The organism is Pseudoalteromonas sp. KG3, from assembly GCF_030436385.1.
Classification (GTDB): Bacteria; Pseudomonadota; Gammaproteobacteria; order Enterobacterales; family Alteromonadaceae; genus Pseudoalteromonas; species Pseudoalteromonas prydzensis.
In genome coordinates this window covers 2414890-2438125 of the sequence record NZ_CP098523.1, presented here as the reverse complement: position 1 = coordinate 2438125, position 23236 = coordinate 2414890, and the positions used below count along the sequence as shown (strand labels likewise).

Genomic DNA, 23236 nt, shown 5'->3' with positions numbered 1-23236 from the left:
GCTATTTAAAAGATTTAGTGTTGGAGTTATAAGAATATGTATGAATTTAATGGAATAACTATGTGGTCGCTGCAAGCAATCGCGATTGATTTTGCAATTATTATTGCCTTGTTTGTGAGCCTGAAATTTATTAAAGGTTGGGTATCTAATTTACATGCCAATGATGAAATCACCGAGCGTGATAACTTCGCGTTTGGCATTAGCTTTGCTGCAGGCCTAGTTGCATTAGCAATAGTGCTGACAGGTGTCAGTAGCGGTGCGTTTGCTGCATCTTTACAGCAAGAAGCACTGCAAATGGGCGGATACGGTTTGTTAGCGATTGCGCTGATCAAACTGGGTCACTTTTTTCAAGATAAAGTCGCACTGCGTAAAGTAAGCCTGCATGACGAAATCGTTAAGGGTAATGTAACAGCGGCAGTGATTGATTTTGGCCATGTTGTCAGTGTCGCAATCGTTATACGCTCAGCATTGTTCTGGGTCGCTACAGAAGGCTGGCATGGTATCCCAATCGTCATTGCGGCATTTATTATTGGTAGTATCGCATTGTTGTTAGTGAGTCAGTATCGCGTTCAGTTGTTTAAGCGTACTAACCGTAGTGGAGATTGCTTACAACAAGCTATTGTTGATGGCAATTTAGCGGTTGGTATTCGTTATGCGGGATTTTTGGTTGGTAGTGCGCTTGCGATTACAGCAGCGTCAGGTATCGCGCCTTATGTAGCTGATAGCATCAATGCTAGCTTAGTATATTGGGCGATTAGTGCAGTTGTTTGCATCCCTGTATTCATTGGCCTGCATTTAGTTACCATCAAAATCATCTTATCAGGTTGTGATATTTCTGATGAAGTAAATCGCCAAAAGAATATTGGTGTAGCCTCTATTTCTGCTGCTGTCTCATTTGCAGTGGGTATTACTATGGCAACTTTATTAGGCGCATAAAACTTGTCACACACAAAGCAAAGCCCAAGTAAGTTTGCCTTACTTGGGCATGATTTTTTATTGATATCTGTTATGGCTGTACTCGCTGGGTGTGGCCTTATTTATGAGTATCTTTTATCTCACTACGCAGGGCGTGTTTTAGGTTCAGTAGAGAGTGCTATTTATGCCATGATTGGCACTATGATCGTCGCCATGGGCATGGGGGCTTTTTTAGCTCGTTGGTTTAAAGATCCGTTTACTGCATTTGCCTGGCTTGAGAGTCTCATCGCTTTGGTTGGTATGGGTTGCATATTAGCCATCGCCAGCGTTATAGCTGTTAGCTATTCGCTACCGCATCTTTTTTCAGAGATTTTTAATCTTCCTGCTGATGTGGTGCTCAACGGCTATGTTTTTGAAAAGCTGCAAGAATGGTCGCGTTTTTTACCGTATGTATTTGGCTTATTGCTCGGTTTATTGATTGGTATGGAAATCCCATTGATCGCGCGTATCCGCCAGCATGTTTATGGTCGGTTTTTAGAAAATAATGCCGGTACAATTTATGGCGCCGATTACATTGGTGCTGGGATTGGTGCAGCCATATGGGTGAGCATTATGTTGGCGATGCCTATTATGCAAGCAGCTGCCTGGACCGCACTTTTTAATATTATTGCCGGTTTAGCTTTCTTGTGGCGCTATCACAGCCACGTACGTTATGCCAAGTTGCTGCTTGTATGCCATATTGGTTTGTTGGTGTTGTTTGCTTTTATTCTGGTGCTTGGTAGCAGCTGGATGAAGGATTTAAGCAACGTGCTCTATAAAGATAAAGTTATTTACTCTGAGGCGACTAAATATCAGCATCTTGTGCTAACCGAACGATTAAGCCGTAACCAACCTGAGCCAATCACCGATCTTTACTTAAATGGTCGCTTACAGTTCTCTAGTGTTGATGAGCAAATTTATCATTCAATGCTGGTGTATCCGCCGCTGTTAGCTTCGAACCGTCATGATAATGTGTTGATTATCGGTGGCGGTGATGGGCTTGCTATGCGTGATGTATTAAAGTGGCCGGTAAAAGAAGTCATACTGATTGATTTGGATGGTCAGTTACTTAACTTATTTGGTCACCCTAGCAACGAATTTACGGCACCTAAGCAGATCAATGCACGTTTGCGCAAACTCAATGGCAACTCTATGCTTGATCCTAGGGCGAACGTGATAGTGGGTGATGCATTTTTAGAGGTTGAGCGACTACTCGATGAAGGGAAGCGTTTTGACACTATTATTATTGATTTACCGGATCCGAATCACCCAGACTTAAATAAGATGTACAGCGATTATTTTTATAATCACATTCGTCAATTACTTGCTGCAGATGGTGCGATGGCTGTGCAATCCACCTCGCCATATCATGCAAAAAAGGCTTTTTTAAGTATTGGCAAAACGGTGAAAGCCGCGGGCTTTAAACATGTAGAGCAATACCAGCAAAATATCCCTTCATTTGGGCAATGGGGCTGGACAATCGCAACAACGACAGGCAAGTCAGCCAGTGCGCGAATTGAACAAGCTACTGCACTTCCTGTGCCTTCAAGGTGGATTAGCCAAAAATATTTATTAGCTGCATTTGTATTTCCCAATCATTATTTTGAACAAATAAATGATATTGAAGTCAACCAATTAGGGTCAGGTACTTTGTATGATTACTACCGTAGTGCATGGCAAATAGAAAGTGAATTGTATAAAAATCAATAAACATGGTTGACATAATATGTCGTCCGTGCGAATCTTAACTCAGACATAATATGTCAAATGACAAAAAGGCAGAGACATGGAATTAAATGAACTTTCAATAAAACTAGCATCCTTTGAAACTGAAGGCGCTAACTTTGAGTCTTTCTTGATTGCCAACCCTGGTGAGCAAGATGTGTTGCAAGTCATAGTTGATGGGAATGATGAGCTTCCAATTTTTGTTACGCAAACACAAGAACAGCTGTTATGTATCAGCTACTTATTTGCGGATGAGGAAGTTAAATCGGAATTACGTGGTGAGTTAAACGAAACGCTATTACGTTTAAATGTACCAATCCCACTGAGTGCATTTGCAAAGATTGATGATAAGTATGCGATCTTTGGTGCTTTGTCGGTTAATTCATCGTTTGATGATATTACCCATGAGCTAGTTACATTATCTGACAATGCTATTGATGCATTAGAAGCGGTAACCATTTATTTAAACGATTAATAGCTAGCTATTTTACGTGGAGTTAAGATTATGAGTATTTTAAAAAAATTATTTACAGCAGTTCGTGGCGGCGCCCGTGAAGCAGGTGAAGCAATTGTTGATGCCAATGGCATTCGTATTTTTGAGCAAGAAATTGCTGACGCACAAAACGCCTTACAGCGCGCGAAGAAGAGCTTAACTGAAGTGATGGCAAAAGAGATGCAAACTAAGCGTAAAATTAGCGCCTTAGATGCCTCAATTGCTGAGCATGAAGCTTATGCAGGTCAGGCACTTGAAAAAGGTAACGAAGCATTAGCGTTAGAAATTGCTGAGAAAATCGGTGATTTTGAAAACGAAAAAGCAGAGCATGATCAAGTGCTAGCGGGTTTTAGTAATCACATTGTGACGCTTAAACAGCAAGTAAAAGACGCTGAAAAGTCGATTAAAGAAAACCAACGTCAACTTACTATGGTGAAAACCACAGAAAGCGTGCAACAAGCAACGATGGCTGTAAACAGCACACTGAATACCAATAGCTCGTCGATGACTAATGCTCGTCAGTCACTGGAGCGTATTAAGCAGCGTCAACAAGATCGTCAAGATCAATTAGGTGCAGCTAAAGTGCTTGAAGCAGACACTAATGGCGATGATCTAAAAGCAAAAATGGCTGAAGCCGGAATTGGCGATACAAGCCCGAAAAGTGCAGACATCCTAGCGCGTATTAAAGCTAAGCAAAACGGCTAACGCGGTATTATTGATTATTAAAAAGGTAACCGGGCAATGTTTGGTTACCTTTTTTGCTTATGAGGCAGTCTATGTTTAACTTCTTTAAATCTAAAAAAGCCCCTGAACGTCAATTAAATCATCCGAGTGAACTTAGAGTCGGTGATATGTTTACCGTAATTGATTCGTTTGCTTACCCAAGTTGGCTAAAAGGGCAGACTCTGCGTGTTACTGATGTGCAAACCTATCAATATCAGCATAGTGCTGACTATGAGCTGGTACTTGAAAGTGATGCAGGAAAAGTTATATTTTTGCAAATTGAGCGTAGTGATGGTGAAGAGTGGGCTAATTTCTCAATAAAAATTCAGCGCGATGAAGTAGATGAAATTTTCACACTGGATGAATTTGCACGCATTTTTGATGAAGAGCAACTGACCTTTATCGAAGTAAAAAATACCCCTGAGCGTTATATGCAGTTTTTAGGTAACAGCTACCAACAAACTGAAACACCGTTTGTGTGTTATTTTCATAATAAAGATTATCGTAATCAAGCGCTTCCTCAGTATGAGCAAGAAGGTGGTGAACCGTGCGAAATGATCTGCCTAGAATCAAGTGATGAAAGCCATGGCCTCAATATTGAAATTTGGGATGGTGGAGAAACCGAAGTATCACTGACTTTAACTCGGCCTATCACTGATATTGTTGATCTGTTTCCAGGAGATGCACAGTGAGCAATACCAAAGATAAATGGTTACGCCAAGAGCAAGCCGTCAGAGCGACGCAAATGGCATTCGACCTTAGCAGTGAAGTGCAAAAGTCGATAAAAAAACAAGCCATTGATCAAGAGCTCACGCCATCAGATATGATCCGCAAAATTTTAGCGCTTGAAGTAAAATCAAAGAAGACGCGTCAGCGCCTTTCATTTAATTTAAATGATGAGGAAATCGCCTTGCTTGCTGAGCGGTTTGGTGTAGATGCAGATGACAAGCGGGCGGTAAAGCAACAAGTTGCAGAGTTACTAATTGCCCACACTAATAAGCGCTGAGCCACCCATATTTTGCCTTCTTTAAATTAAGCCCTTACACTGTGGGCTTAATTCCTAATAAAAATGAGTTGCTGTGAATATAGTTTTAATCGCGTACTTAATTATCTTCGCCTTGTTTGGCACTGCCGCAAGCTATTTTGTGCGATTTATTTATGCTTACTGGGTGAAAAAACAAATGCCAATGCAGCATATTTTTAAGGCGGGAATTTGTATTATTGCAGTATTAATTATCTCTGCGCTAATTCCACTGCTGGTTTAGCGCAAATAAAAAACACGCTATTTTAGCTCAAACGACTGACAAGTTTGACTTATACACAAGGCTTGTACGGGTAACACAGGCAAACAATCCGTTAAGCCGTTACGCTTATTATTTTCGGCCTCTAATGCATTGATTTGCTGCGCTAGTTGTTCGGCTTTTTCTTGCTCAGTGTTGAGTGTAGAATACACCACGTAACGACTAGGACCGCCACATGCGCGTTGGCCTACTTCAAGTACTTTACATTGAAAGCTAGCTGTACAGCTGGTGTCTTGCACTAATTCATTCAACGCACTATTTGATTTATCTAAGCTAGCACTGCCCGTTGTAGCTGAGTCTGTGGTGCTTACACAGCCACTCACAATCATCAAACAGGCTGTTGTAACTAAACATTTAAAATATGATAAACGACTCATATGGTTATCCCTTAATAAACACTTGCCGCAGAGCTGTCTAGTTTAACACATTTATTTTCAACACATTGAGCACCAGGCGCCATTAAATGCTGACAAATACTGACCATCGAATTCTCAGCGTTAAATTGGCTTTCCAATGAGGTGATTTTTTTACTTAGTTGCTCAACAGCTTGCTCATTCGCTGCTTTATTCGAATAGACAAGATAGCTACTTGGGCCACCGCAAGCACGGCTACCAACTGCCACTACTTTACATTGTGCGCTGCTATCACATTGTGAGTCTGCCGTTAACGTTTTTAATTGCTGATGCGCCTTTTGGATATTTTCTCTTGTTGGTTGTTCCTGCATTTGCGGGTCTAACTTAGTCGCTTGCTTGCCTTTCATTAGTACTTCCGGGGCGGGACTAAGTGGGTCGCTATTAGACGTTGTTGCAGCATCTGAACAGGCAGATAGGCAAAGTGGGAGTAGTAAAGCGAAAACAGATAAGCGCATGAGAAACCTTCACAGTGATGAACAAGTAACCACCATCATACACTTTGCACATAACACAGCAATAAAAACTATGACATTCAAAGGTTAAACCCGTCATATTGACGGGTTTAATATTGCTTATAACCCGCCTTGCGTTAGCTTTGCAGGGTTAAGTAAGGTTTCCAGTTCATTACGAGAAAGCTCGGTTTCTTGCTCTGCTACATCAATGATAGGTTGTCCGCTTTGATAAGCTTGCTTGGCAATTTTGGCTGCTTTTTCATAGCCAATTACCGGATTAAGTGCTGTTACTAAAATTGGATTTTTAGCCAGAGCTTTGTCGATATTGCTTTGCTTAACTTGAAAGGAGCGTAGCGCTTTATCAGCTAATGCTTGGCTACTGTTTGCAAGTAACTCGATACTCTGCAAAATGTTATAGGCTATTACCGGCAACATTACGTTGAGCTCAAAGTTGCCTGATTGTCCCGCGATAGTAATGGTCGCGTCATTACCGATAACTTGGGCACTTACCATAGCCGCCGCCTCTGGGATCACGGGGTTAACTTTACCTGGCATAATTGAAGATCCCGGTTGAAGGGCTTCAAGCTCAATTTCACCTAATCCGGCAAGCGGGCCTGAATTCATCCAACGTAGATCGTTTGCTATCTTCATTTGTGCCACGGCAAGCACTTTTAACTGCCCTGAAAGTGACACAATCGCGTCTTGCGAGCCAATATTGTAGAAAAAGTTTTTACTAGGTACAAAGCGTATGCCCACATTAGCACTAAGATTTTTGCAAAATTGCTCAGCAAATAATGGATCGGCATTGACGCCGGTGCCAACCGCTGTGCCACCTTGTGCCAACGCTGAAACCCCTTCAAGGCTATGACGAATACTTGCCATGGCCGTATCAACTTGGTATTGCCATGTGTTGAGCGTCTGCGCGAAGGTGACTGGCATTGCATCCATTAAGTGGGTACGGCCTGTTTTTACTATTTCACCAATTTCTGATTTCTTGCGCTCCAACGTTTGTGATAGTTGCTCCAACGCTGGAAATAATTCATACACCACGTTAATGACACTACTTACTGCAATAGCTGTGGGGATCACGTCGTTAGAGCTTTGCCCCATATTTACGTCATCATTTGGATGAATAGTGCCATCGCCATAGCTACTCGCTAACGTTGCGATCACTTCATTGGCATTCATATTTGTGCTGGTACCAGAGCCGGTTTGAAATACATCAATAGGGAAATGCGCTAAATGCTGGCCATTGATGATCTCTTGGCAAGCTCGTTCAATTAATTGCGCCTTCTGTTGACTTAAGTGGCCCAGTTCGTAGTTACTTTGCGCCGCGGCTTGTTTGATATAGGCAAGGGCGGTAATAAACTGCTTTGGCATCACTAAGCCGCTAATTTTAAAGTTATTAACCGCACGCTGAGTCTGTGCTTGATAAAGTGCATCAGCAGGAACCTTAAGTTCCCCCATGCTGTCTGATTCTGTTCTAAATTCGCTCATAAAAGCTCCTAAAAAGGGTTGAATTCGTGGCTGAGAATACGTGCTTCTCGCTCCAAGATTAGATATTTTCTGGTACTGTTATGGGTTTTATAAAAGCGCTTTAAGGCCATCAGAGGTTTATAAAGTTGCTCTAAACATTGCTTGCGAATTGCACAATGAATTAAAGAATCGCACATTTTGTTGAGAATTTCATGGAAAGTACGTCTTAAATAAAGTTCTTGTAGTAAGAGGCATTGCTGTTTTTCATAATAGCGAGCCGCATTTAATCCAGCTTCAATGTAGTCAGCCACTAACGCAGGGGCATGTAGACCAGGGCGCTGGCAAACGCACTTCATTTGCTGTTGATAGAAAAGCATAGCTTGATGGTCGTGCATAAGAAAACCGATTAACTGTAACGATAATTGTTATCATTACAGTTAATCGGTTTTGGTGCAAGTCACAAATTGAAAATTTTGACGAGAGGGTAAGTGTTTAATTGTAGCCAAGAATAAATATTTGATCAGTTTCATGTTTTCTCAAGACTTGTGTGTGTTGATTCGATTGCGAAAGTAAGTCGATGATAGTGCCACGTTCATCACAGCTGGTTTTATCTGTGTCTGATTTTTCACTTGCAGCTAAAGCAGCATCAAGTGCGGTATAGGGTGAGATATACATAGTCTTCTCCATTTGGTTGATTCACATTGATAAAAGCATAACTCGTACCAATGATTATTAAATAATTTAACTCCATGAATTTTAATTATTTATTTTGTTAATAATAAATTAGGACAAGACATTGTTATATATTTTTGCTTTACTGTTGTGCATTAATTACCAAACATGGTGCACAAATTTGCATGGAAAAACCTTTCTCTCAGGCCTGTGAAAATAATAAATCTCCAATACTTAGTGAGTTAAAAAGTTTTTTTGCTAATGTTGATAATGTTTTAGAAGTAGGCTCAGGCACAGGTCAGCATAGTGTGCACTTTGCTAAACATTTACCGCAATTACAATGGTACACAAGTGATCGACTAGTTAATCATCATGGCATCAAGCAATGGCTTAGTGAGGCACAGTTAGCTAATCTACATGAGCCGCTTGAGCTTGATTTAAATGATCCTTGGCCGGTCAAACAGATCAGTGCTATTTACACTGCCAATACTTTGCATATCGTTAGTAAAGCCCTTGTTGAGCGGTTTTTTAATGGCGTTGAGCAACATTTAGCAGTGCAAGGTCGATTATGTATTTATGGGCCATTTAAATATCATGGGCGTTTTACCAGCGAGAGCAACCAACGCTTTGATGAATTTTTAAAACAACAAGATAGCCAAAGCGGCATTCGTGATTTTGAGTGGATCCAACAATTAGCCGCCTCTGCAGGCTTAACCTTAGTAAGTGACGTGGCTATGCCCGCGAATAATCAGTTGCTGCTGTTTAAAAAATGTGCCTAAACAGTTTTTTTAAAAGGTAATAACTCAGTACATTGTTGGTGATAAATACGAAGATGTTGTTGCTCGCGTTGTAAGTAATCGGCAATCGCGGGACCAAAATCTGCGTCAAGTACATGGTGTACTGAGTGAGTAAATACAGGAGCAAATCCACGGGCTAGTTTATGCTCGCCTTGTGCGCCGGAGTGAAAGCAGCTTAATTGCTGTTTAATACAATACTCAATTCCTTGGTAATAGCACAGTTCAAAGTGCAGGCAGTCTACTTCCTCTCGTGCTCCCCAATAGCGCCCATATAAAGTGTCATTACTTTTAAAGCTCAGCGTGGCAGCGATCACCTCATCGTCGCGTATTGCATGCATGATCACCAGTTTATCCGCCATAAGTGCATGCAGTAGCACAAAAAAATCATGACTTAAATACCCCAGATGACCAGATCGCTTTAAGTAAGTACGTTGATAAAACTCACAAAATTGGTTCATAACAGCGAGTGTAATTTGTTCACCTTGCAGCCATTCAATGGTGATATTTTGCTGAGCTATTTTACTGCGCTCTTTTTTCAACACTTTGCGTTTACGTGCCGAAAGTTGCGCTAAAAAATCATCAAAATCAGTGTAGTCAGCGTTTTTCCATTGAAATTGTACGCCAATGCGATGCATGCCTTGGTGTGCTGTTAATTGTGATACTTGCTGTTGTGTACAAAAATTAATATGCCAACCCGACCATCCTTGCTGTTGGCATTGAGTTGTTAATAGAGTAGTTATGTACTGATATACTCGCTCTGGCTGTGCATAGTCAACGGCAATACGTGGTCCTTCAATTGGGCTAAAAGGAGAGCCACAAAGCCATTTGGGGTAATACTCTAAGCCATGTTGTTGATAAGCTTCAGCCCATGCCCAATCGAATACATATTCGCCATAAGAGTGACTTTTTAGATAACCAGGCGCAAGTGCAACTAGGGTGTCATTTTCATACACCGCTAAATGATACGGTTGCCAGCCGGTCACTGCTGATACGCATTGGCTCTGCTCTAGGGCAAATAAAAACGCATGATCGGTAAATGGGGTCGCTGCAAAAAACGTTTGCCAAACGCTCGCATCTATCTCACTAATGCTGGCTAACCAGCGATGACTAAATGTTGTCATTATTGCTTCCCCTGCAAACCTTCAACCTGCTGAATGAATTGCCTGATATAACCTGCTTGCTCATCAAAGTAGGGGTTATAAGTTAGCCGTTGCAAGGTTGCAAATGCCAACACATTTGCTGCAGTACGCTCGCCAATGTTTGGCTCCTTCGTAGTTTTACACTCTGAATATAAGACATCGTCATCAAGGTAACTGCCACAATTACGATAGTGACCTTGGGCGCCATAATGTGGGTTGTTAGGTGAATTAACCACGGCAATATGAGATATACCATGAATATTCTTACAAGTTGCTGTTTGGCATTGAGGATTTATTACTTTGTAATCTTTAGGGAAATCACTGTTAATGGTATTTTTGTCGCCATAATAAAGCAATGTATCCAAGCGATTGGCAGGGCGGGCTGTGGCATCATGTAAAGTGCTTAATAATTGCAGTGAAGCACGGGTATCTATGGTGGTATCTACATCACTCATCACTGAAAAAACGGCTAAGTTTGGTAATGAGCGTTTACTTAGTTTAGACAAGGCAATTGACTGCATTACATCATCGGCTGCTGCTGCGGCATTAAAAGGAAAAGATTCATATTTAGCAAAATCGATGTCGGCGTCTTTATCTATCCAATTAACAAAAGGAATATAGTCAATCCATTTAGCAAGCCAGCCATTTTTATTGTGTGGCGCAGTGGCAGGTGAAAACAACATCAGCGCGGTTATTTTTGGGTTGCTGGGCTGCACAGTTAAATAATTAACTAAAAGTGTGGCACCTGTTGAATAGCCCCCTAAAATAACCTGATCAAAATCCTTGCTGGTACGCGCAATTGCATAGTTCACAGCTTGCTGCCATTGTTTGGCCGTAACCCGACTCAGTGCGTCAGCGGCCGTGCCATGACCAGGTAACAATAAAGTACGCACGTTGTAACCTTGCTCAAAGTAAATTTGTGCTAAGTCATGAAAGGTAAACGGTGAGTCAGTCAGGCCATGGATCAATAGCACTGCTTTGCGAGTATTGGTTTGGCGTAGCTCAAACGGTGCGATAAGGTCGGCAATGTTGGGTGTGCTTGGTCGCTGTTGTTGTTTAACTAATAGCTGATAGGTTGCTGTTTGAATTGGGCAAGGCATCGAGGCACGCGGGTTGGCGTTTAAAATATGCTGATATGCATAGCTTAAGTAGTCACGGTATGTTTGCATTGTTTGATAGGCAAAATCGGTTGTCGGTTTATTTTTTTCGAACCGTAATAGCCCTTGCTGTTTACTTTGCATTATATAATTTAAATCAGTTAACTGCGTCACACAGTTGGTTTGGCTGATTGCAAAGTTAGAGGTGGTTAGTAAAACAACGGCTAGTAATATTCCATTAAGGCTCATAAACATCTACATAATTGATAAGGCACGCGGTTAGCTTATCGAGTTCGAGCGGTTTTGCAAGATGTTGATTAAAGCCAATTGTTAAAGCATATGCTTTATCTTCGGGCATCACATCGGCAGTTAGCGCGATAATAGGCAATTGCTCAGGTGTTTTAAATTCACGTATTAACCGAGTGGCTTGATAGCCGTCCATAACTGGCATTTGGCAATCCATTAATACTAAATCAAAGTCATGCATTTTGATTTGCGCTACTGCAAGCTCACCATTTCCGACCATGGTTGGGGTGATGCCTAAAGAGCCAAGCATTGCTTTTATGACCAGTTGATTTACGTTATTGTCTTCTGCGACCAGTACTTTTAGTTTACTCAAGTCAACCTGTTGTGGCGCTTCTTGAGGCGCGACTTGTTGAGCTGCGCAGCTATTAAGTTCGACGCAGAGGGTAAAGGTTGAGCCTTTGCCAACTTCACTTTGGATATAAATATCTCCTGACATGAGTAAGCTCAACTCTTTTGCTATTGTTAAACCAAGCCCAGTGCCGCCAAACTTACGCGATGTTGAATTATCAGCTTGCGTAAATGCATCAAACAATTTGCTTTGCTCTGTTGCTGCAATACCGATGCCCGTGTCGGTAATTGCAAGGGTGACTTGCAGGCGTTGAGCAGATATTTTTTTACAAGCGGCACGAAGTGTTACTTCACCTTCAGAGGTAAACTTGATGGCGTTACTGCATAAGTTTAATAAAATCTGCTCAATGCGCATAACATCACCTTCAAACCAAATATCGGTTGGTAGTTGGTTATCAACTTTCCAACAGATACCTTTTTGCTGTGCACTTTGTTCAAACATGCTGTTGATCCGATCAAGTAAATCATTCAAATCAAAAGGTGCGACTTCTAACGTGAGCTTTTGTGATTCAATTTTAGATATGTCGAGTATGTCATTTATCAAACTTAATAATGATTTTGAGGATAAATTAATCTTATGAAGATAACCACTCAGAGTTTCAACGCTATCTTCATTTTTCGCTAATGTCGAAAACCCTATTACGGCATTAAGTGGCGTACGAATTTCATGGCTCATATTTGCTAAAAATCGGCTTTTGGCGTGGTTAGCTAAATCGGATTGTTTTTTAGCTTTGGCCAATGAGCTGGTGCGCTCAGCGACCAAACGGGAGAGGGCAATATGTTGGTGATTAAACAACAACAGTACTAATAAAATGAGTGAGCTGACAATGACTTGCAGAATAAGTAAAAAAAGAGTCATATTATTGTTTTGATGAGGCAGGAATTCGTCTTTAATGGTTAAGTCGACAAACCAAGTTTGCCCGGCAAAATTAATCTCGATAGTTGCAAGTTTACTGTTCTTAGTGGGCGAATTTTGCTGACTATTGTAAAAAGGAAGGCTACTTTGGGATTCATAAATAGCGATATTAAACATTTTGTTCTGCGCGGGAGTGATTGATTGCGCGATCATATTTTCCACTAAAAACACTCCAGTAGCGTAACCCTTGATGGATGCTACTTCATTATTTTGTAGGAACACTGGAACAAATAATAAGTATGCTGGCTCTGATTGTTCTGTTTGCACGAGTTGAATTATTTTGGTGCTAACAGGGCGATTTTTTATACGTGGGTCGAGTAAAGTTTCTCGACGGTCTTCACGAGAAAATAAATTAAAGCCCACGGCTGACTCATTGCTCGCAAGAGGTGCTACATAGGTAACAATTACTAGTGGGTCATCCTCTGTTAATGGTTGACCTTGAATGCTAGGAGTAAAATTAAAGGACTTATAAAGTTCCTTTAGGTGAGCATTAAAAGCATCAGCTTGATCGGGTGTAATTTTGCGATTCCAAGAAAAGGCTTTAATAAAAGAGTGTTCAGCCAATAACTCTGAACTATAGCTATCGAACTCTTGCTTACTGACAGTCGGAGTTGATTGGATTTGGCTGGCGAGGCTTTGCACTGCGATTTGGCTGAGATTTAAATGACGAAGTAAACTGTTTTCAATGATAGAGGTTTCGCGTTTTGCAATTTGTATCGCATTTGAATAACTTTCTTGATTGTATAGTTTGGTTGTTAAAGCCACTGAGGCAAACAACACTGAGCAGACCGCAATCGTCGGTAATGGAGCAACATAGTGCTGCTTAAATTTAGGTTGTAATAATACCAATAAAAATGGCGTAGCAATGAGTACGCCTAAGGTGTCGCCGAGCCACCAATAAGTTACATTTCTCCAGTGGTTATCAATACTGTATGCAGGGTTAAATTCACTTAAAGCATAAACGCCTACATTGGCCGATATGAGGCTGACAGCAATGCCCACGATAAAAATAAAATAAATGATTGATTGGCGCTTTTTTAAATATAGCGGATGGCCTAACCAATATTTTAGTAGGGCAGCACCCACCATGCCTTGTATCACTGCCCCTAAACCAATTAAAAGCACTTGCTCTAAGGTGTTACCAATTAACACCTGTTCAGTGATTGCGTTATCACCGATACTTAAATTAAATGCAACTGAAGCAATAAATAATGCCGGTATAAAGCGCCACCACCAAATAAAGCAGCCCACTAAAGCAATACCAGCTGGTATCCAAATAGGGATCACTTGAGATTGAAAAGCAAAATTAGTGAGTAACTTACCTGTTGCGAAGTATGCAACAGCAAAAAGTATGTAAAAAACAAACGAGTTCAATGTAGAGCGAAAGATTTTCACATGCTTCCTTGTTAAAAATTATTTTTATAGAAGATTTTTCAGTATAGCGAATCGACATTGAATAGTGCTACTTTTTAAAGCGGCAGCTGCTTTTTGCTAAATGTTTGCTTTAAAACCACCGTAGACTCAATATTGGCAATACAATTAATACTACCAAGTTTATGTTTTACAAAGCTTTCATAGCTTTCTAGGTCGGCCGCAATAATCTTTAATAAATAATCATAGCTACCAGATATTACAGAACATTCTAGTACATGGTTAAGCTTTTCAACTTGCTCTTCAAACATATTAGCTGCGCTGACTGAGTTTTGACTTAATCGCACGAATGCATAAACCAACACATTTAAACCAAGAGCGCGGGGGTTTAGAGCCGCATGATAGCCGCTGATCACTTTGCTTGCTTCAAGCTTTTTGATGCGCCGTAAGCAAGGGGTATCCGATAGACTTACAGTTGTTGCAAGTTCTGATATAGAGGTGCGCGCATTGCTTTGTAATAACGTTAGTAATTGTTGATCTTTTGTATCTAAACTCATAAATATGGCAATAAATTGTATTTAATTGTGATTATAGAGTGAATTTCACTAATCGTGGGCTTTTTTATTTGCAGTTTTGCTGATTTGCGCTCAGTATTTTCTGTTAACATAAATGCAATAAATATTTGATACGGAGTTATGCTGATGAGCAATAATACTCAGGCATTTGACGAGTGGCTCAGAACCCGCTTTGTAGAGATCAACAGTCAACTAGAGACTATCTATTGGCAGCAAGCAGATAAAGCCAATGTAGAGTTTGTAGGAGAACAATTTAAGCACCAATTAGAAGCAGAAGGTAATGCCCATATTCGTAAGTTGCTAGCTGAGGGCAATACCGATGAAGGGTTTGACCGTGCCTTTGATTTACTCGGCAATGTGGGGTTGTTTATGGCTGCATGTCGGCGTCATGAGATCACCGAGCCATCAAGAGAAACAAGGTCGCCGTTGGTCGAAGCGTCAGCATTGGCAATGCATATTGGCGCGTCAATTGGCGTAACGCCACGTTTTGCGACAGCGCACTTAACGACCCATAATAAAGCGGTAAATGGTTTATATAAGCGTTTTACTGATCTGAGCGATGAAAAGTTGTTTATTGACTACAACACCAAAGGCATTTTAGCTTATAAGCGTGCTGCAGATGCCTTATTAAAAATTCAGCCATTAGGTATTTCGCATCCGCTATGCGGTGATTTACTTAAAGTTGCTAAGCAAGCACTCATGGATGTGATCGAATCAAATACAGCGTTATATAATCAACTCGATACCGAGCGATTCTTCTTTTGTGTGCGCCCTTATTATAAGCCATACCGAGTGGGTAAAGAGATTTACCGCGGCGCTAATGCCGGCGATTTTGCCGGTATTAACGTGATTGATATGCTGCTAGGGCTGTGCTTTGCCAACGAGCCGAGTTATTCACAAATGCTGGTGGACAAATTTTTATATATGATGCCTGAAGATCAGCAAATACTGCGTGAATCAATGCGCATGCCAAGTTTAATGGATGACTTTTTAGCAGCAGGAGAGGCACGTCACAGTGCATGGTTTAAAACCAATGCCAAATTATTTATTCAAGTGTGCAAACTCCATGGCGATACGGCAATTGGCCATCACAACCAATTAGTAAGCAAGTTTATTGCTCAGCCTGCGCAACAAATGCAACAGCAGCATATGAATAAAGTGACAGCCAGCGGTCCGCCATTACATGTGTTATTAGACTCACTCGAACAATTAAGAGATCGCCGAGCGGCGGCTAAGCGTGATGACATCAAAACGCGTTACCATGATTTAACACAGCTCAAACAGTGGGTAGGCAATTAAGATGTATAAAGACGATTTTAATTTGACCGAAGGGTGTTATTTACTTAATCACTCTGTTGGTCGCGCATTGAAAAGTAGCCAAGATGATTTTAACCAACACTTTTTTGCTCCTTGGCAATCCAGTAATAAAGAGCCGTGGCAGCAATGGTTAGCGGTTATAAGCCGTTTTACCGCTGCGTTGAGCTTGCTGTTTAATTCACCAAGCGAGCAGTTTTGCCCGCAAGTTAACCTATCTAGTGCATTAACTAAGCTGGTTATGTCACACCCTCGACTACAACAAGCTGGCTGTAAAGTGTTAATGGCACAAAGTGACTTTCCTAGCATGGGCTTTGCAATGCAAAAAGCCTTAGCCAGCGGTGCTAAAATTGAATTTATTCCTGAGCATGTTGATTTAACAGACATTACCCAGTGGCAGCAGTACATAAAGCCAGATATCGATTTAGTGTTTATTAGTCATGCCTATTCAAATACAGGTCAGCAAGCCCCAGTGGCTGAAATTAGTAAATACTGTAAGCAAGTCGGCTGTTTGAGCATTGTTGATGTGGCGCAATCAGCGGGGGTTTTACCGTTAGATTTAAGTCAAGTTGATGTTGATTTTATGATTGGCTCAAGTGTCAAATGGCTATGCTCAGGGCCTGGTGCGGCCTACTTATGGGTGAGCAAAGCGCAGTTAAGCGTTTGTGAGCCACAGGATGTTGGCTGGTTTTCTCATCAAAATCCATTTGAATTTGATATCCATCATTTTGCTTATCATGACAGCGCGCTGCGTTTTTGGGGCGGCACACCTTCAATTGCGCCATTCGTTATTGCAGGGCACAGTATTCACTATTTTGCTCGCTTAGGTATTGATAAGGTGCGTGAGCATAATTTAGCACTACTCGCGCAATTAACTACAGCCCTGGCTCCTTATGTGGTATCGCCAGTTGCAGCCACTAAATGTAGTGGTACCGCAATTATTAATTTTGCTAAGCAACAAGCTGCGGTTTTAGCCGCTTTGACAGCCGCTGATATTAGCGTTGATGTGCGGGCATACGGAATAAGAATCTCACCGCATATTTATAACGACAGTCGCGATATTGAATGGCTAATAAAAGTTGTTAAACAAGTTCTGTAAGGTTAAACCTACTGGCTGAGCTGCGTTTTCATAGTGTTCAACGTCTCGATCTGTTGTTGATACTGCTCGATTTGCGGTTTGATGCGCCGCTCAACTTGTGCGGTTCGTTGTGCTATCGCATCTGCAATTGAGCTTGCCCCCATTCTATTGGCAGTATCTTGAGTCATATAGCTTATTTTAGTTTTTTGTGCTGCCAGCGTATCTTGTAGTTGTTTGATTTCGCGCTGAAGCAGTGCAATGTCTCGGTCAATTTTTTGCATCGTAATATAGCTATCAACTTCTCCAGCAACAGCTTTGCTCTGCTTTGGTATACCTTGTGCTACGTTGGTTTCGGGAATGATTATTTCTTTGGTGTCTTCACCACACGGCAATTGACTAAACGTGGCGACGCCATCAATAGTGCATTGATAAACAGCTGAAAAGGCTGGAATGCTGATAAATACAATGCTTAGGATGATAGCTCGAACCATATTTGACGCCACGGATTAGCTTTTTATTGATAATAATGCCTGAAGTTGCTAAAGGTAACAATTATAGAATAGAGTTTTGGCGGATTACTTGGGAGGCCGCAGTTATTTCGATGCTTAACATCTGCTAAACTATCCCCTTCTTATTACTGTATTGGTTATTATGAAACATTCAATCATTCCTGTAATTTTGGCTGGTGGCATAGGTTCACGGTTATGGCCATTGTCACGCCAAGCTATGCCAAAGCAATTTTTACCTTTACTTGGGGATGAATCGTTATTGCAGAGCACCCTAAAGCGTTGCGAAGATGAGTGTTTTACTGATGCTATTTTGGTGTGTAACGAACAACATCGCTTTATTGCCAGTAGCCAATGTCAGCAGATAAATGTACAACCACAGGCGTTATTATTAGAGCCTGAAGGGAAAAATACTGCACCAGCCATAGCGCTTGCCGCACAATATGTATTACAGCAAGGGCTTGATACGCCTTTATTAGTGATGCCAGCGGATCATCATATTGATAATTTTGAATTGTTAATTGCACAACTGCCAGATGCGATAACGTTGGCGCAGCAGGGCAAATTAATTACTTTTGCAATCGAGCCAGATACTGCCCATTGCGGTTACGGTTATATCAAAAGAGGGGTTAAAATAGCAGCCTCAAATTGTTATCAAGTTGATGAGTTTAAAGAAAAGCCCAGCTTACTGTTGGCACAGCAATATCTCGCCAGTGGCGCATATAGCTGGAACAGCGGGATGTTTTTATTTACCCCGAGGGCATACCTTGCAGAGCTGCAACGCTTTGCCCCCAAAATTGCCAATTGCATTGCACAAGCCGCCAATTTTAGCGGCGATTTAGGTTTTACGCGTGCCGACAACAATGCCTTAAAAAATTGTCCCAGTGATTCTATCGACTACGCTATTTTAGAGCGCAGCGCGAACATAGCGGTACTGCCGTTAGCGCTTGATTGGAGTGATGTGGGTGGTTTTAATGCGCTGTGGCAAAGTACTGATAAAGATGCCCAGGGGAATAATCTCAGCAAAGATACCGTGTTGTTAAATAGTGAAAATAACTTACTCAGTAGTGAAAGCGGTCATACTATTGCTACTTTAGGGATTAAAGACTTAGCTGTTATTCACACTCACGACGCTACATTAGTTGCAGATAAAAGCCAGCTAGATCAACTGCCTGAATTATTAAAGTTACTAGCTGTTCAGCAAAGCTATAAGTTATTGCATCATCAAGCAATGTATCGACCTTGGGGTAGTTATCAAGTGTTAGTCGAAGGAATTGGCTTTAAAGTCAAAAAGATTAGCGTACACCCAAGTGGCAGACTATCAACTCAACGTCATCAACATCGTGCCGAGCATTGGGTGGTGGTCTCAGGCATCGCAGATATTTGTATCGCTGGTAATACACAGACTTTAACAGCCGATCAATCTTGTTATATCGCGCCAAACCAAATCCACAGCTTAGCAAACTCCCAGAGCGAGCAGCTTATTCTCATCGAAGTGCAAACCGGCAGTATTTTAGATGAAGCAGATATAGAGCGCTTTGATGATCAATATGGGCGAAGTTAGCGACCGTTAGTCGCTCTTAACCCAGCCAATACTTAATATATAACGATTGCCTTTTTCAATTTTAGTTACTGCATGCTGAGTGATATCAGGCCTAAATAGCTTCATCCGCGTGCTTTGAAATAAGGTATTTTCGCAGATAAACTCACCGCCGAGTTGAGCACGTTTGAGAATAATATTTAACCTAAAGTGTTTACCTGAATTAACCTTATCCGTATGGGGTTTTATTTCGCTACCCACGGGAAACTTAATTAAATAAGTATCAAATTTTATTGGCCAATAAGCGCCACATAACAGCATTTTGTCATAACCTGAAGCTTGCCTACCACGCTGCCAGCGAAATAAGTTTTTAAAGATAGCCATTACACTTGCTCCTCGTTACTTTAATCTCGCCAACTCGCCAACTCGCCAACTCGCCAACTCGCTAATTCATCTGCTCTCTTACATACTTTAAATACTGCTCAAGGCTACTTTGCCACAGTACCAATGCTGCGGTGAGTGACTCTTTTAGTGGCTTGTTATCAAGTAAGCGTCGCTCTATTTTTTTTAGTTCGCTACCATAACGGTTAAAGCCAAGCTGTAATGCAGTGCTGGCTTGACGATGCAGTAGCTTTATACATTGCTCTCTATCTTCGTCCAGCAATTGTTGTGCACGGATCAATTTATTACGTGCGGATAATACAAACTCGTTATAAATAGAGGAAACCTCGTCTTCACTAAAAGAGCTTTTTAATGTGTCTGCTGCGGTATCGTCATACAAAACATCACTAAGCTCAACAGCAATATTGGCTGCATGGCTGCTTTGTGAATCACTTAATGCTTGGCGTAACTTTTGCTGTTTAATCGGTTTGCCAACAATGTCTTTAATACCAAGGGTAAAATATTCTTTTATTTCGTCAGGACTTAAACTTGCAGTAAAAGCTAGTACCGGCGTACGTTGGTTTTTATGTTCCATACCTTTGAGGGTTTTCAGCACTTCTTGGCCAGTGAGATCTGGTAGGTTCATGTCTAATAGCACAACATCAAAGTGGTACTCTTGCATCAGGTTAATAGCACTTCTACCATCGCGGGCGAGCTTGATTTTATGCTCGTCATCAGCCATAAACTCGATGGCTATTTTTTGATTTAAATCTAAATCCTCGACCAGTAACACATCTAAACCGGTTAAGTAATCTTTTGACTGATGGCGTTGTTCAACAAGACTGAGTTCGCCAAGCACAAGCGTGATATCAAAGCTAAACGAACTGCCTTTATCTAACTCACTGATAATATCGAGCTGGGAGCCAAGTTTGGCCAGTAGGCGGCTGGTGATGGCAAGCCCAAGGCCTGTTCCGCCTTTTTCTTTACCCGCACTGCTTTGTACATATGGCTCTGTAAGGTATTCTATTTCGTCATCTTCAATACCTGGGCCTGAGTCAATTACGCTGATGCGAATATGATGCTCAAGTTGGCGCTCCTCTAATAACTCTACGCGAATTTTAACTTCACCCTTGTCGGTAAATTTGATCGCATTACCGACGAGGTTGATGATAATTTGCCGAAGCTTTTGTTGGTCACAGTAATAACACGCTTGCTCTGGTAAGTTATAAATTAACTCAAATTTTAAGCGTTTTTGCTCAGCTAATGGACTTAGTAGTAAACAGAGATTGTGGAGCCAGGTTTTAAATTCTACGTCCTCTTCATAAAGCGCTTCGTTGTGTTGATCAAGGCTTGCGTAATCAAGTACTTTATCGACTAACAAGTTAAGAGACTCGGCTGAGTTGATAATGGCTTCGCAGTAAGGTTTGTCCCGTGGATCCGTTGATTGATTCAAGATCAATTGTGCGCTGCCTAAAATGCCATTTAGGGGAGTGCGAATTTCATGGCTGATGGTTGATAAAAATAAGCCTCTTATTTCAAGATCTTTTTGCGCTTTATTGGTTAACTGATTGAGGTTTTGCTCTCTGCGCTCATTACATAATAATGCCATGCCGGTAGTATAAAATATCGGTGCGATCACGCCATTGATCAGTAAGGTAACGCTAAACCAGTTTTCTTTTAACAGTGTGAAATTGTTCACATCTTCCATTAAAAAAGCGCGTCCGACAAAAATACTGCTAATAATGGTAAGAATTAAAATATAGACAATACTGCCGTTGGGGTAGGGCTTACGGGCAAAGCGAATAAATAAGTACAGTAAAAATAGTGCTTCGCTGATATGTTGTAAATCAGAGGCTAGCACTCGATTGCGTAAGTTTGAATCGACCACCGTAAAGTACATTAACAATGCACCGCAAAATAACGTCGCCAATACAAAAAATCGAAATTCTTTACCGCGATAACCTAAAAATTGGCTGATCGCTAATGCATGAATGATGGATGCACTAAACCACAAACTATTTGCTAAGATAATGGTAATAAGGTTATCGATATAGCCATGCAAAGCAAAGCTCATTAATGCCGTAAACAGGACTAACGGGTAAAATATATACAACACAGTACCAGGAGTATGTTTGTTCGCACGCCAAGTTAAAAAATTAAGCAGTGCCATTACGGCCATCATTGCGGCGCTAGCAAAATACAGAGTGGGGGAGTCGAGCATTTATATTCCAAGCTGATCGGGTAACGAGATTAGAATAATGGCAATTGCCAGGGTTAGCAAATAAGGTGTGGTATAGACATGCAAAAACAGGTAGCAAAGTACCTGTTTTTTTATAGTTAAATGAAAGTCGCTAGCTCAGCGAATTTCATCAGGAATATTTTGCTGTGCCCATGACAGTAACTCAATACGGTTACGGCATTTTGTTTTTCTAAATGCACTGTATAAATGTGTTTTAACTGTGTGTGGGCTAATGCTTAACGCTTCTGCGATTTCTTTGTTTTTCGAGCCATTACTCATTAATGAGATAATCGCTTTCTCACGTTTAGTCAGTTTTACGGGTTCAATATCACCGTCGGTAAGTTTGTGTAAGGCATCTTTATTAAATTGCAGCATGCGGTTTAATGCATTGCACATGATATCACGGCGATACCAGAGTTGGTCTTCAAGCAATAAACGAATACCTTTCATCAGTACGTCGGCGTTGTCTGTGGTATAAAAAACACCACGGATACCGCTTAAAAGCGCGCGATTAGCAAGTTCTGGGTTTTCATCTAAGTTGAATAATACGATATCGCATTTAACACGTAGGTTTACCAGTTGCTCTTTTAATTTTCCCCACGCGTCTTGACTTGATGTTTCAATAAACAATAAACGTGTTCCCTCTGGAACGTCTAATATGTTTGTTCCGGTAGTAACATTGAGCCCTTGGGTTTTTAATAAAGGCTCTAATACATTAATACCAATTGTATTAATTGGCTCTAGATCTAGTAACAAAAAGGCTGAACTACTCATACTTATACACTCTTGAATAAAGTTGACTAATCAATCCTACCATGCAATCCACCCCTTTCGTATTAGAAATTTCCTATATTGGGGGAGGATAAACATAGTTTTATAACGTTTTGTACATTAGCCATTAAAAAAATACTTTAATTATACATTAATCTTTTGATTTATATGGTTAAAATTAAATTTGCATAGTAAGTTGTCCCCTTTACAAACATTTACACTTTAAATTTAAAAATCAGCCTTTTTTCTTATCCTGATAAGGTGGCCATCCCATTAATTTACCAGCTAACATGTGTAAATGGATGTGAAAAACAGTTTGACCGCCATGTTCATTACAATTCATTACAACTCGAAAACCATCTTCCGCAAAGCCTTGCTGTTTGGCTATTTTTGCGGCCACTACGTAAAGATGACCGACAATAGGCGCATCTTGTTCGGTAATGTCATTGATGGTCGCAATCTTCTTTTTTGGGATAATCAGCACGTGAAAAGGTGCTTGTGGGTTAATATCTCTAAAGGCCAAACTTAGCTCATCTTCATAGATGATGTCTGCCGGAATTTCACGATTGATAATTTTAGTAAAAATAGTTTCTTGGCTCACGTTAAAATTGTTTCCATATGTAATCTAATAAATATCACTAATGACAAA

The 23236-nt window shown here is 40.9% G+C and carries 25 protein-coding genes; 11 read left to right on the top strand and 14 right to left on the bottom strand.

The genetic code is table 11. The annotated features are described in order from the left end of the window. Positions 1 to 36 precede the first annotated feature (36 nt). The 7 genes from NDQ71_RS11585 to NDQ71_RS11555 all read left to right on the top strand — a co-directional run bounded on the left by NDQ71_RS11585 (position 37) and on the right by NDQ71_RS11555 (position 5160). Entirely contained in the window at positions 37 to 936 is a 900-nt protein-coding gene (locus NDQ71_RS11585) for a DUF350 domain-containing protein (protein ID WP_192542563.1), read from the top strand. Positions 937 to 939: 3 nt separating this feature from the next. After that, positions 940 to 2664, top strand: a complete 1725-nt coding sequence (locus NDQ71_RS11580; RefSeq protein WP_301561658.1) for a polyamine aminopropyltransferase — start codon at positions 940 to 942, stop codon at positions 2662 to 2664. Positions 2665 to 2740: 76 nt separating this feature from the next. Next, entirely contained in the window at positions 2741 to 3154 is a 414-nt protein-coding gene (locus NDQ71_RS11575; RefSeq protein ID WP_064668662.1) for a YjfI family protein, read from the top strand. Positions 3155 to 3184: 30 nt separating this feature from the next. After that, positions 3185 to 3877 (top strand): PspA/IM30 family protein, encoded by a 693-nt coding sequence (locus tag NDQ71_RS11570; RefSeq protein ID WP_064668663.1) that lies wholly within the window; start codon positions 3185 to 3187, stop codon positions 3875 to 3877. Between the two features lie 71 nt (positions 3878 to 3948). After that, positions 3949 to 4587 (top strand): hypothetical protein, encoded by a 639-nt coding sequence (locus tag NDQ71_RS11565; protein ID WP_301561657.1) that lies wholly within the window; start codon positions 3949 to 3951, stop codon positions 4585 to 4587. Continuing rightward, on the top strand, positions 4584 to 4901 hold the full coding sequence (locus NDQ71_RS11560) for a hypothetical protein (protein ID WP_064668665.1): 318 nt from the start codon (positions 4584 to 4586) through the stop codon (positions 4899 to 4901). The genes NDQ71_RS11565 and NDQ71_RS11560 overlap by 4 nt, the downstream gene beginning before the upstream one ends. A gap of 73 nt (positions 4902 to 4974) precedes the next feature. After that, complete coding sequence (locus NDQ71_RS11555; RefSeq protein WP_192542566.1) at positions 4975 to 5160, top strand: hypothetical protein; 186 nt, start codon at positions 4975 to 4977, stop codon at positions 5158 to 5160. Positions 5161 to 5177: 17 nt separating this feature from the next. On the opposite strand, the gene NDQ71_RS11550 is transcribed toward NDQ71_RS11555, so the two are convergent. From NDQ71_RS11550 to NDQ71_RS11530, 5 genes are all read right to left on the bottom strand, one after another. Beyond that, complete coding sequence (locus NDQ71_RS11550) at positions 5178 to 5573, bottom strand: hypothetical protein (protein ID WP_301561656.1); 396 nt, start codon at positions 5571 to 5573, stop codon at positions 5178 to 5180. A gap of 11 nt (positions 5574 to 5584) precedes the next feature. Beyond that, positions 5585 to 6064 (bottom strand): hypothetical protein, encoded by a 480-nt coding sequence (locus NDQ71_RS11545; RefSeq protein WP_301561655.1) that lies wholly within the window; start codon positions 6062 to 6064, stop codon positions 5585 to 5587. A gap of 117 nt (positions 6065 to 6181) precedes the next feature. Next, complete coding sequence (locus tag NDQ71_RS11540) at positions 6182 to 7558, bottom strand: lyase family protein (RefSeq protein ID WP_064668669.1); 1377 nt, start codon at positions 7556 to 7558, stop codon at positions 6182 to 6184. An 8-nt stretch (positions 7559 to 7566) separates the two neighbouring features. After that, positions 7567 to 7932 carry a hypothetical protein gene (locus NDQ71_RS11535; RefSeq protein ID WP_064668670.1) on the bottom strand — a complete coding sequence of 122 codons (366 nt, stop codon included), beginning with the start codon at positions 7930 to 7932 and terminating at the stop codon, positions 7567 to 7569. A gap of 97 nt (positions 7933 to 8029) precedes the next feature. Beyond that, on the bottom strand, positions 8030 to 8212 hold the full coding sequence (locus NDQ71_RS11530; protein WP_064668671.1) for a hypothetical protein: 183 nt from the start codon (positions 8210 to 8212) through the stop codon (positions 8030 to 8032). 182 nt (positions 8213 to 8394) lie between these two features. Here NDQ71_RS11530 and NDQ71_RS11525 point away from each other — a divergent pair, with 182 nt between their 5' ends. Next, positions 8395 to 8988 (top strand): DUF938 domain-containing protein, encoded by a 594-nt coding sequence (locus NDQ71_RS11525; protein WP_192542569.1) that lies wholly within the window; start codon positions 8395 to 8397, stop codon positions 8986 to 8988. Here NDQ71_RS11525 and NDQ71_RS11520 read toward each other — a convergent pair. From NDQ71_RS11520 to NDQ71_RS11505, 4 genes are all read right to left on the bottom strand, one after another. Further along, entirely contained in the window at positions 8985 to 10127 is a 1143-nt protein-coding gene (locus NDQ71_RS11520) for a GNAT family N-acetyltransferase (RefSeq protein WP_192542570.1), read from the bottom strand. The genes NDQ71_RS11525 and NDQ71_RS11520 overlap by 4 nt on opposite strands. Beyond that, positions 10127 to 11491, bottom strand: a complete 1365-nt coding sequence (locus tag NDQ71_RS11515; protein WP_192542571.1) for a carboxylesterase — start codon at positions 11489 to 11491, stop codon at positions 10127 to 10129. The genes NDQ71_RS11520 and NDQ71_RS11515 overlap by 1 nt, the downstream gene beginning before the upstream one ends. After that, on the bottom strand, positions 11481 to 14207 hold the full coding sequence (locus NDQ71_RS11510) for a CHASE domain-containing protein (RefSeq protein ID WP_192542572.1): 2727 nt from the start codon (positions 14205 to 14207) through the stop codon (positions 11481 to 11483). The genes NDQ71_RS11515 and NDQ71_RS11510 overlap by 11 nt, the downstream gene beginning before the upstream one ends. Before the next feature lie 74 nt (positions 14208 to 14281). Beyond that, the gene (locus tag NDQ71_RS11505) at positions 14282 to 14740 is read right to left on the bottom strand and encodes an Lrp/AsnC family transcriptional regulator (protein ID WP_301561654.1); all 459 of its coding nucleotides are present in this window, start codon (positions 14738 to 14740) and stop codon (positions 14282 to 14284) included. A 144-nt stretch (positions 14741 to 14884) separates the two neighbouring features. Between NDQ71_RS11505 and NDQ71_RS11500 the strand changes: the two genes are divergently transcribed. Beyond that, positions 14885 to 16057, top strand: a complete 1173-nt coding sequence (locus NDQ71_RS11500) for a monodechloroaminopyrrolnitrin synthase PrnB family protein (protein WP_192542574.1) — start codon at positions 14885 to 14887, stop codon at positions 16055 to 16057. Between the two features lies 1 nt (position 16058). Beyond that, positions 16059 to 17171, top strand: a complete 1113-nt coding sequence (locus NDQ71_RS11495) for an aminotransferase class V-fold PLP-dependent enzyme (protein WP_192542575.1) — start codon at positions 16059 to 16061, stop codon at positions 17169 to 17171. Between the two features lie 8 nt (positions 17172 to 17179). Here NDQ71_RS11495 and NDQ71_RS11490 read toward each other — a convergent pair whose 3' ends face one another. Then, positions 17180 to 17641 (bottom strand): RNA-binding protein, encoded by a 462-nt coding sequence (locus NDQ71_RS11490; protein ID WP_192542576.1) that lies wholly within the window; start codon positions 17639 to 17641, stop codon positions 17180 to 17182. Positions 17642 to 17801: 160 nt separating this feature from the next. On the opposite strand from NDQ71_RS11490, the gene NDQ71_RS11485 reads away from it, so the two are divergent. Further along, positions 17802 to 19220: a mannose-1-phosphate guanylyltransferase/mannose-6-phosphate isomerase gene (locus NDQ71_RS11485; RefSeq protein WP_192542577.1), complete on the top strand. Its 1419-nt coding sequence runs from the start codon at positions 17802 to 17804 to the stop codon at positions 19218 to 19220. Positions 19221 to 19226: 6 nt separating this feature from the next. On the opposite strand, the gene NDQ71_RS11480 is transcribed toward NDQ71_RS11485, so the two are convergent. The 4 genes from NDQ71_RS11480 to NDQ71_RS11465 form a co-directional block, all read right to left on the bottom strand. Beyond that, complete coding sequence (locus NDQ71_RS11480; RefSeq protein WP_192542578.1) at positions 19227 to 19580, bottom strand: 2OG-Fe(II) oxygenase; 354 nt, start codon at positions 19578 to 19580, stop codon at positions 19227 to 19229. A gap of 61 nt (positions 19581 to 19641) precedes the next feature. Then, complete coding sequence (locus tag NDQ71_RS11475) at positions 19642 to 21798, bottom strand: ATP-binding protein (protein WP_192542579.1); 2157 nt, start codon at positions 21796 to 21798, stop codon at positions 19642 to 19644. Positions 21799 to 21933: 135 nt separating this feature from the next. Further along, positions 21934 to 22590, bottom strand: a complete 657-nt coding sequence (locus tag NDQ71_RS11470) for a response regulator transcription factor (protein ID WP_064668683.1) — start codon at positions 22588 to 22590, stop codon at positions 21934 to 21936. 232 nt (positions 22591 to 22822) lie between these two features. After that, complete coding sequence (locus NDQ71_RS11465) at positions 22823 to 23188, bottom strand: histidine triad nucleotide-binding protein (RefSeq protein WP_064668684.1); 366 nt, start codon at positions 23186 to 23188, stop codon at positions 22823 to 22825. Between the last annotated feature and the right edge of the window lie 48 nt (positions 23189 to 23236).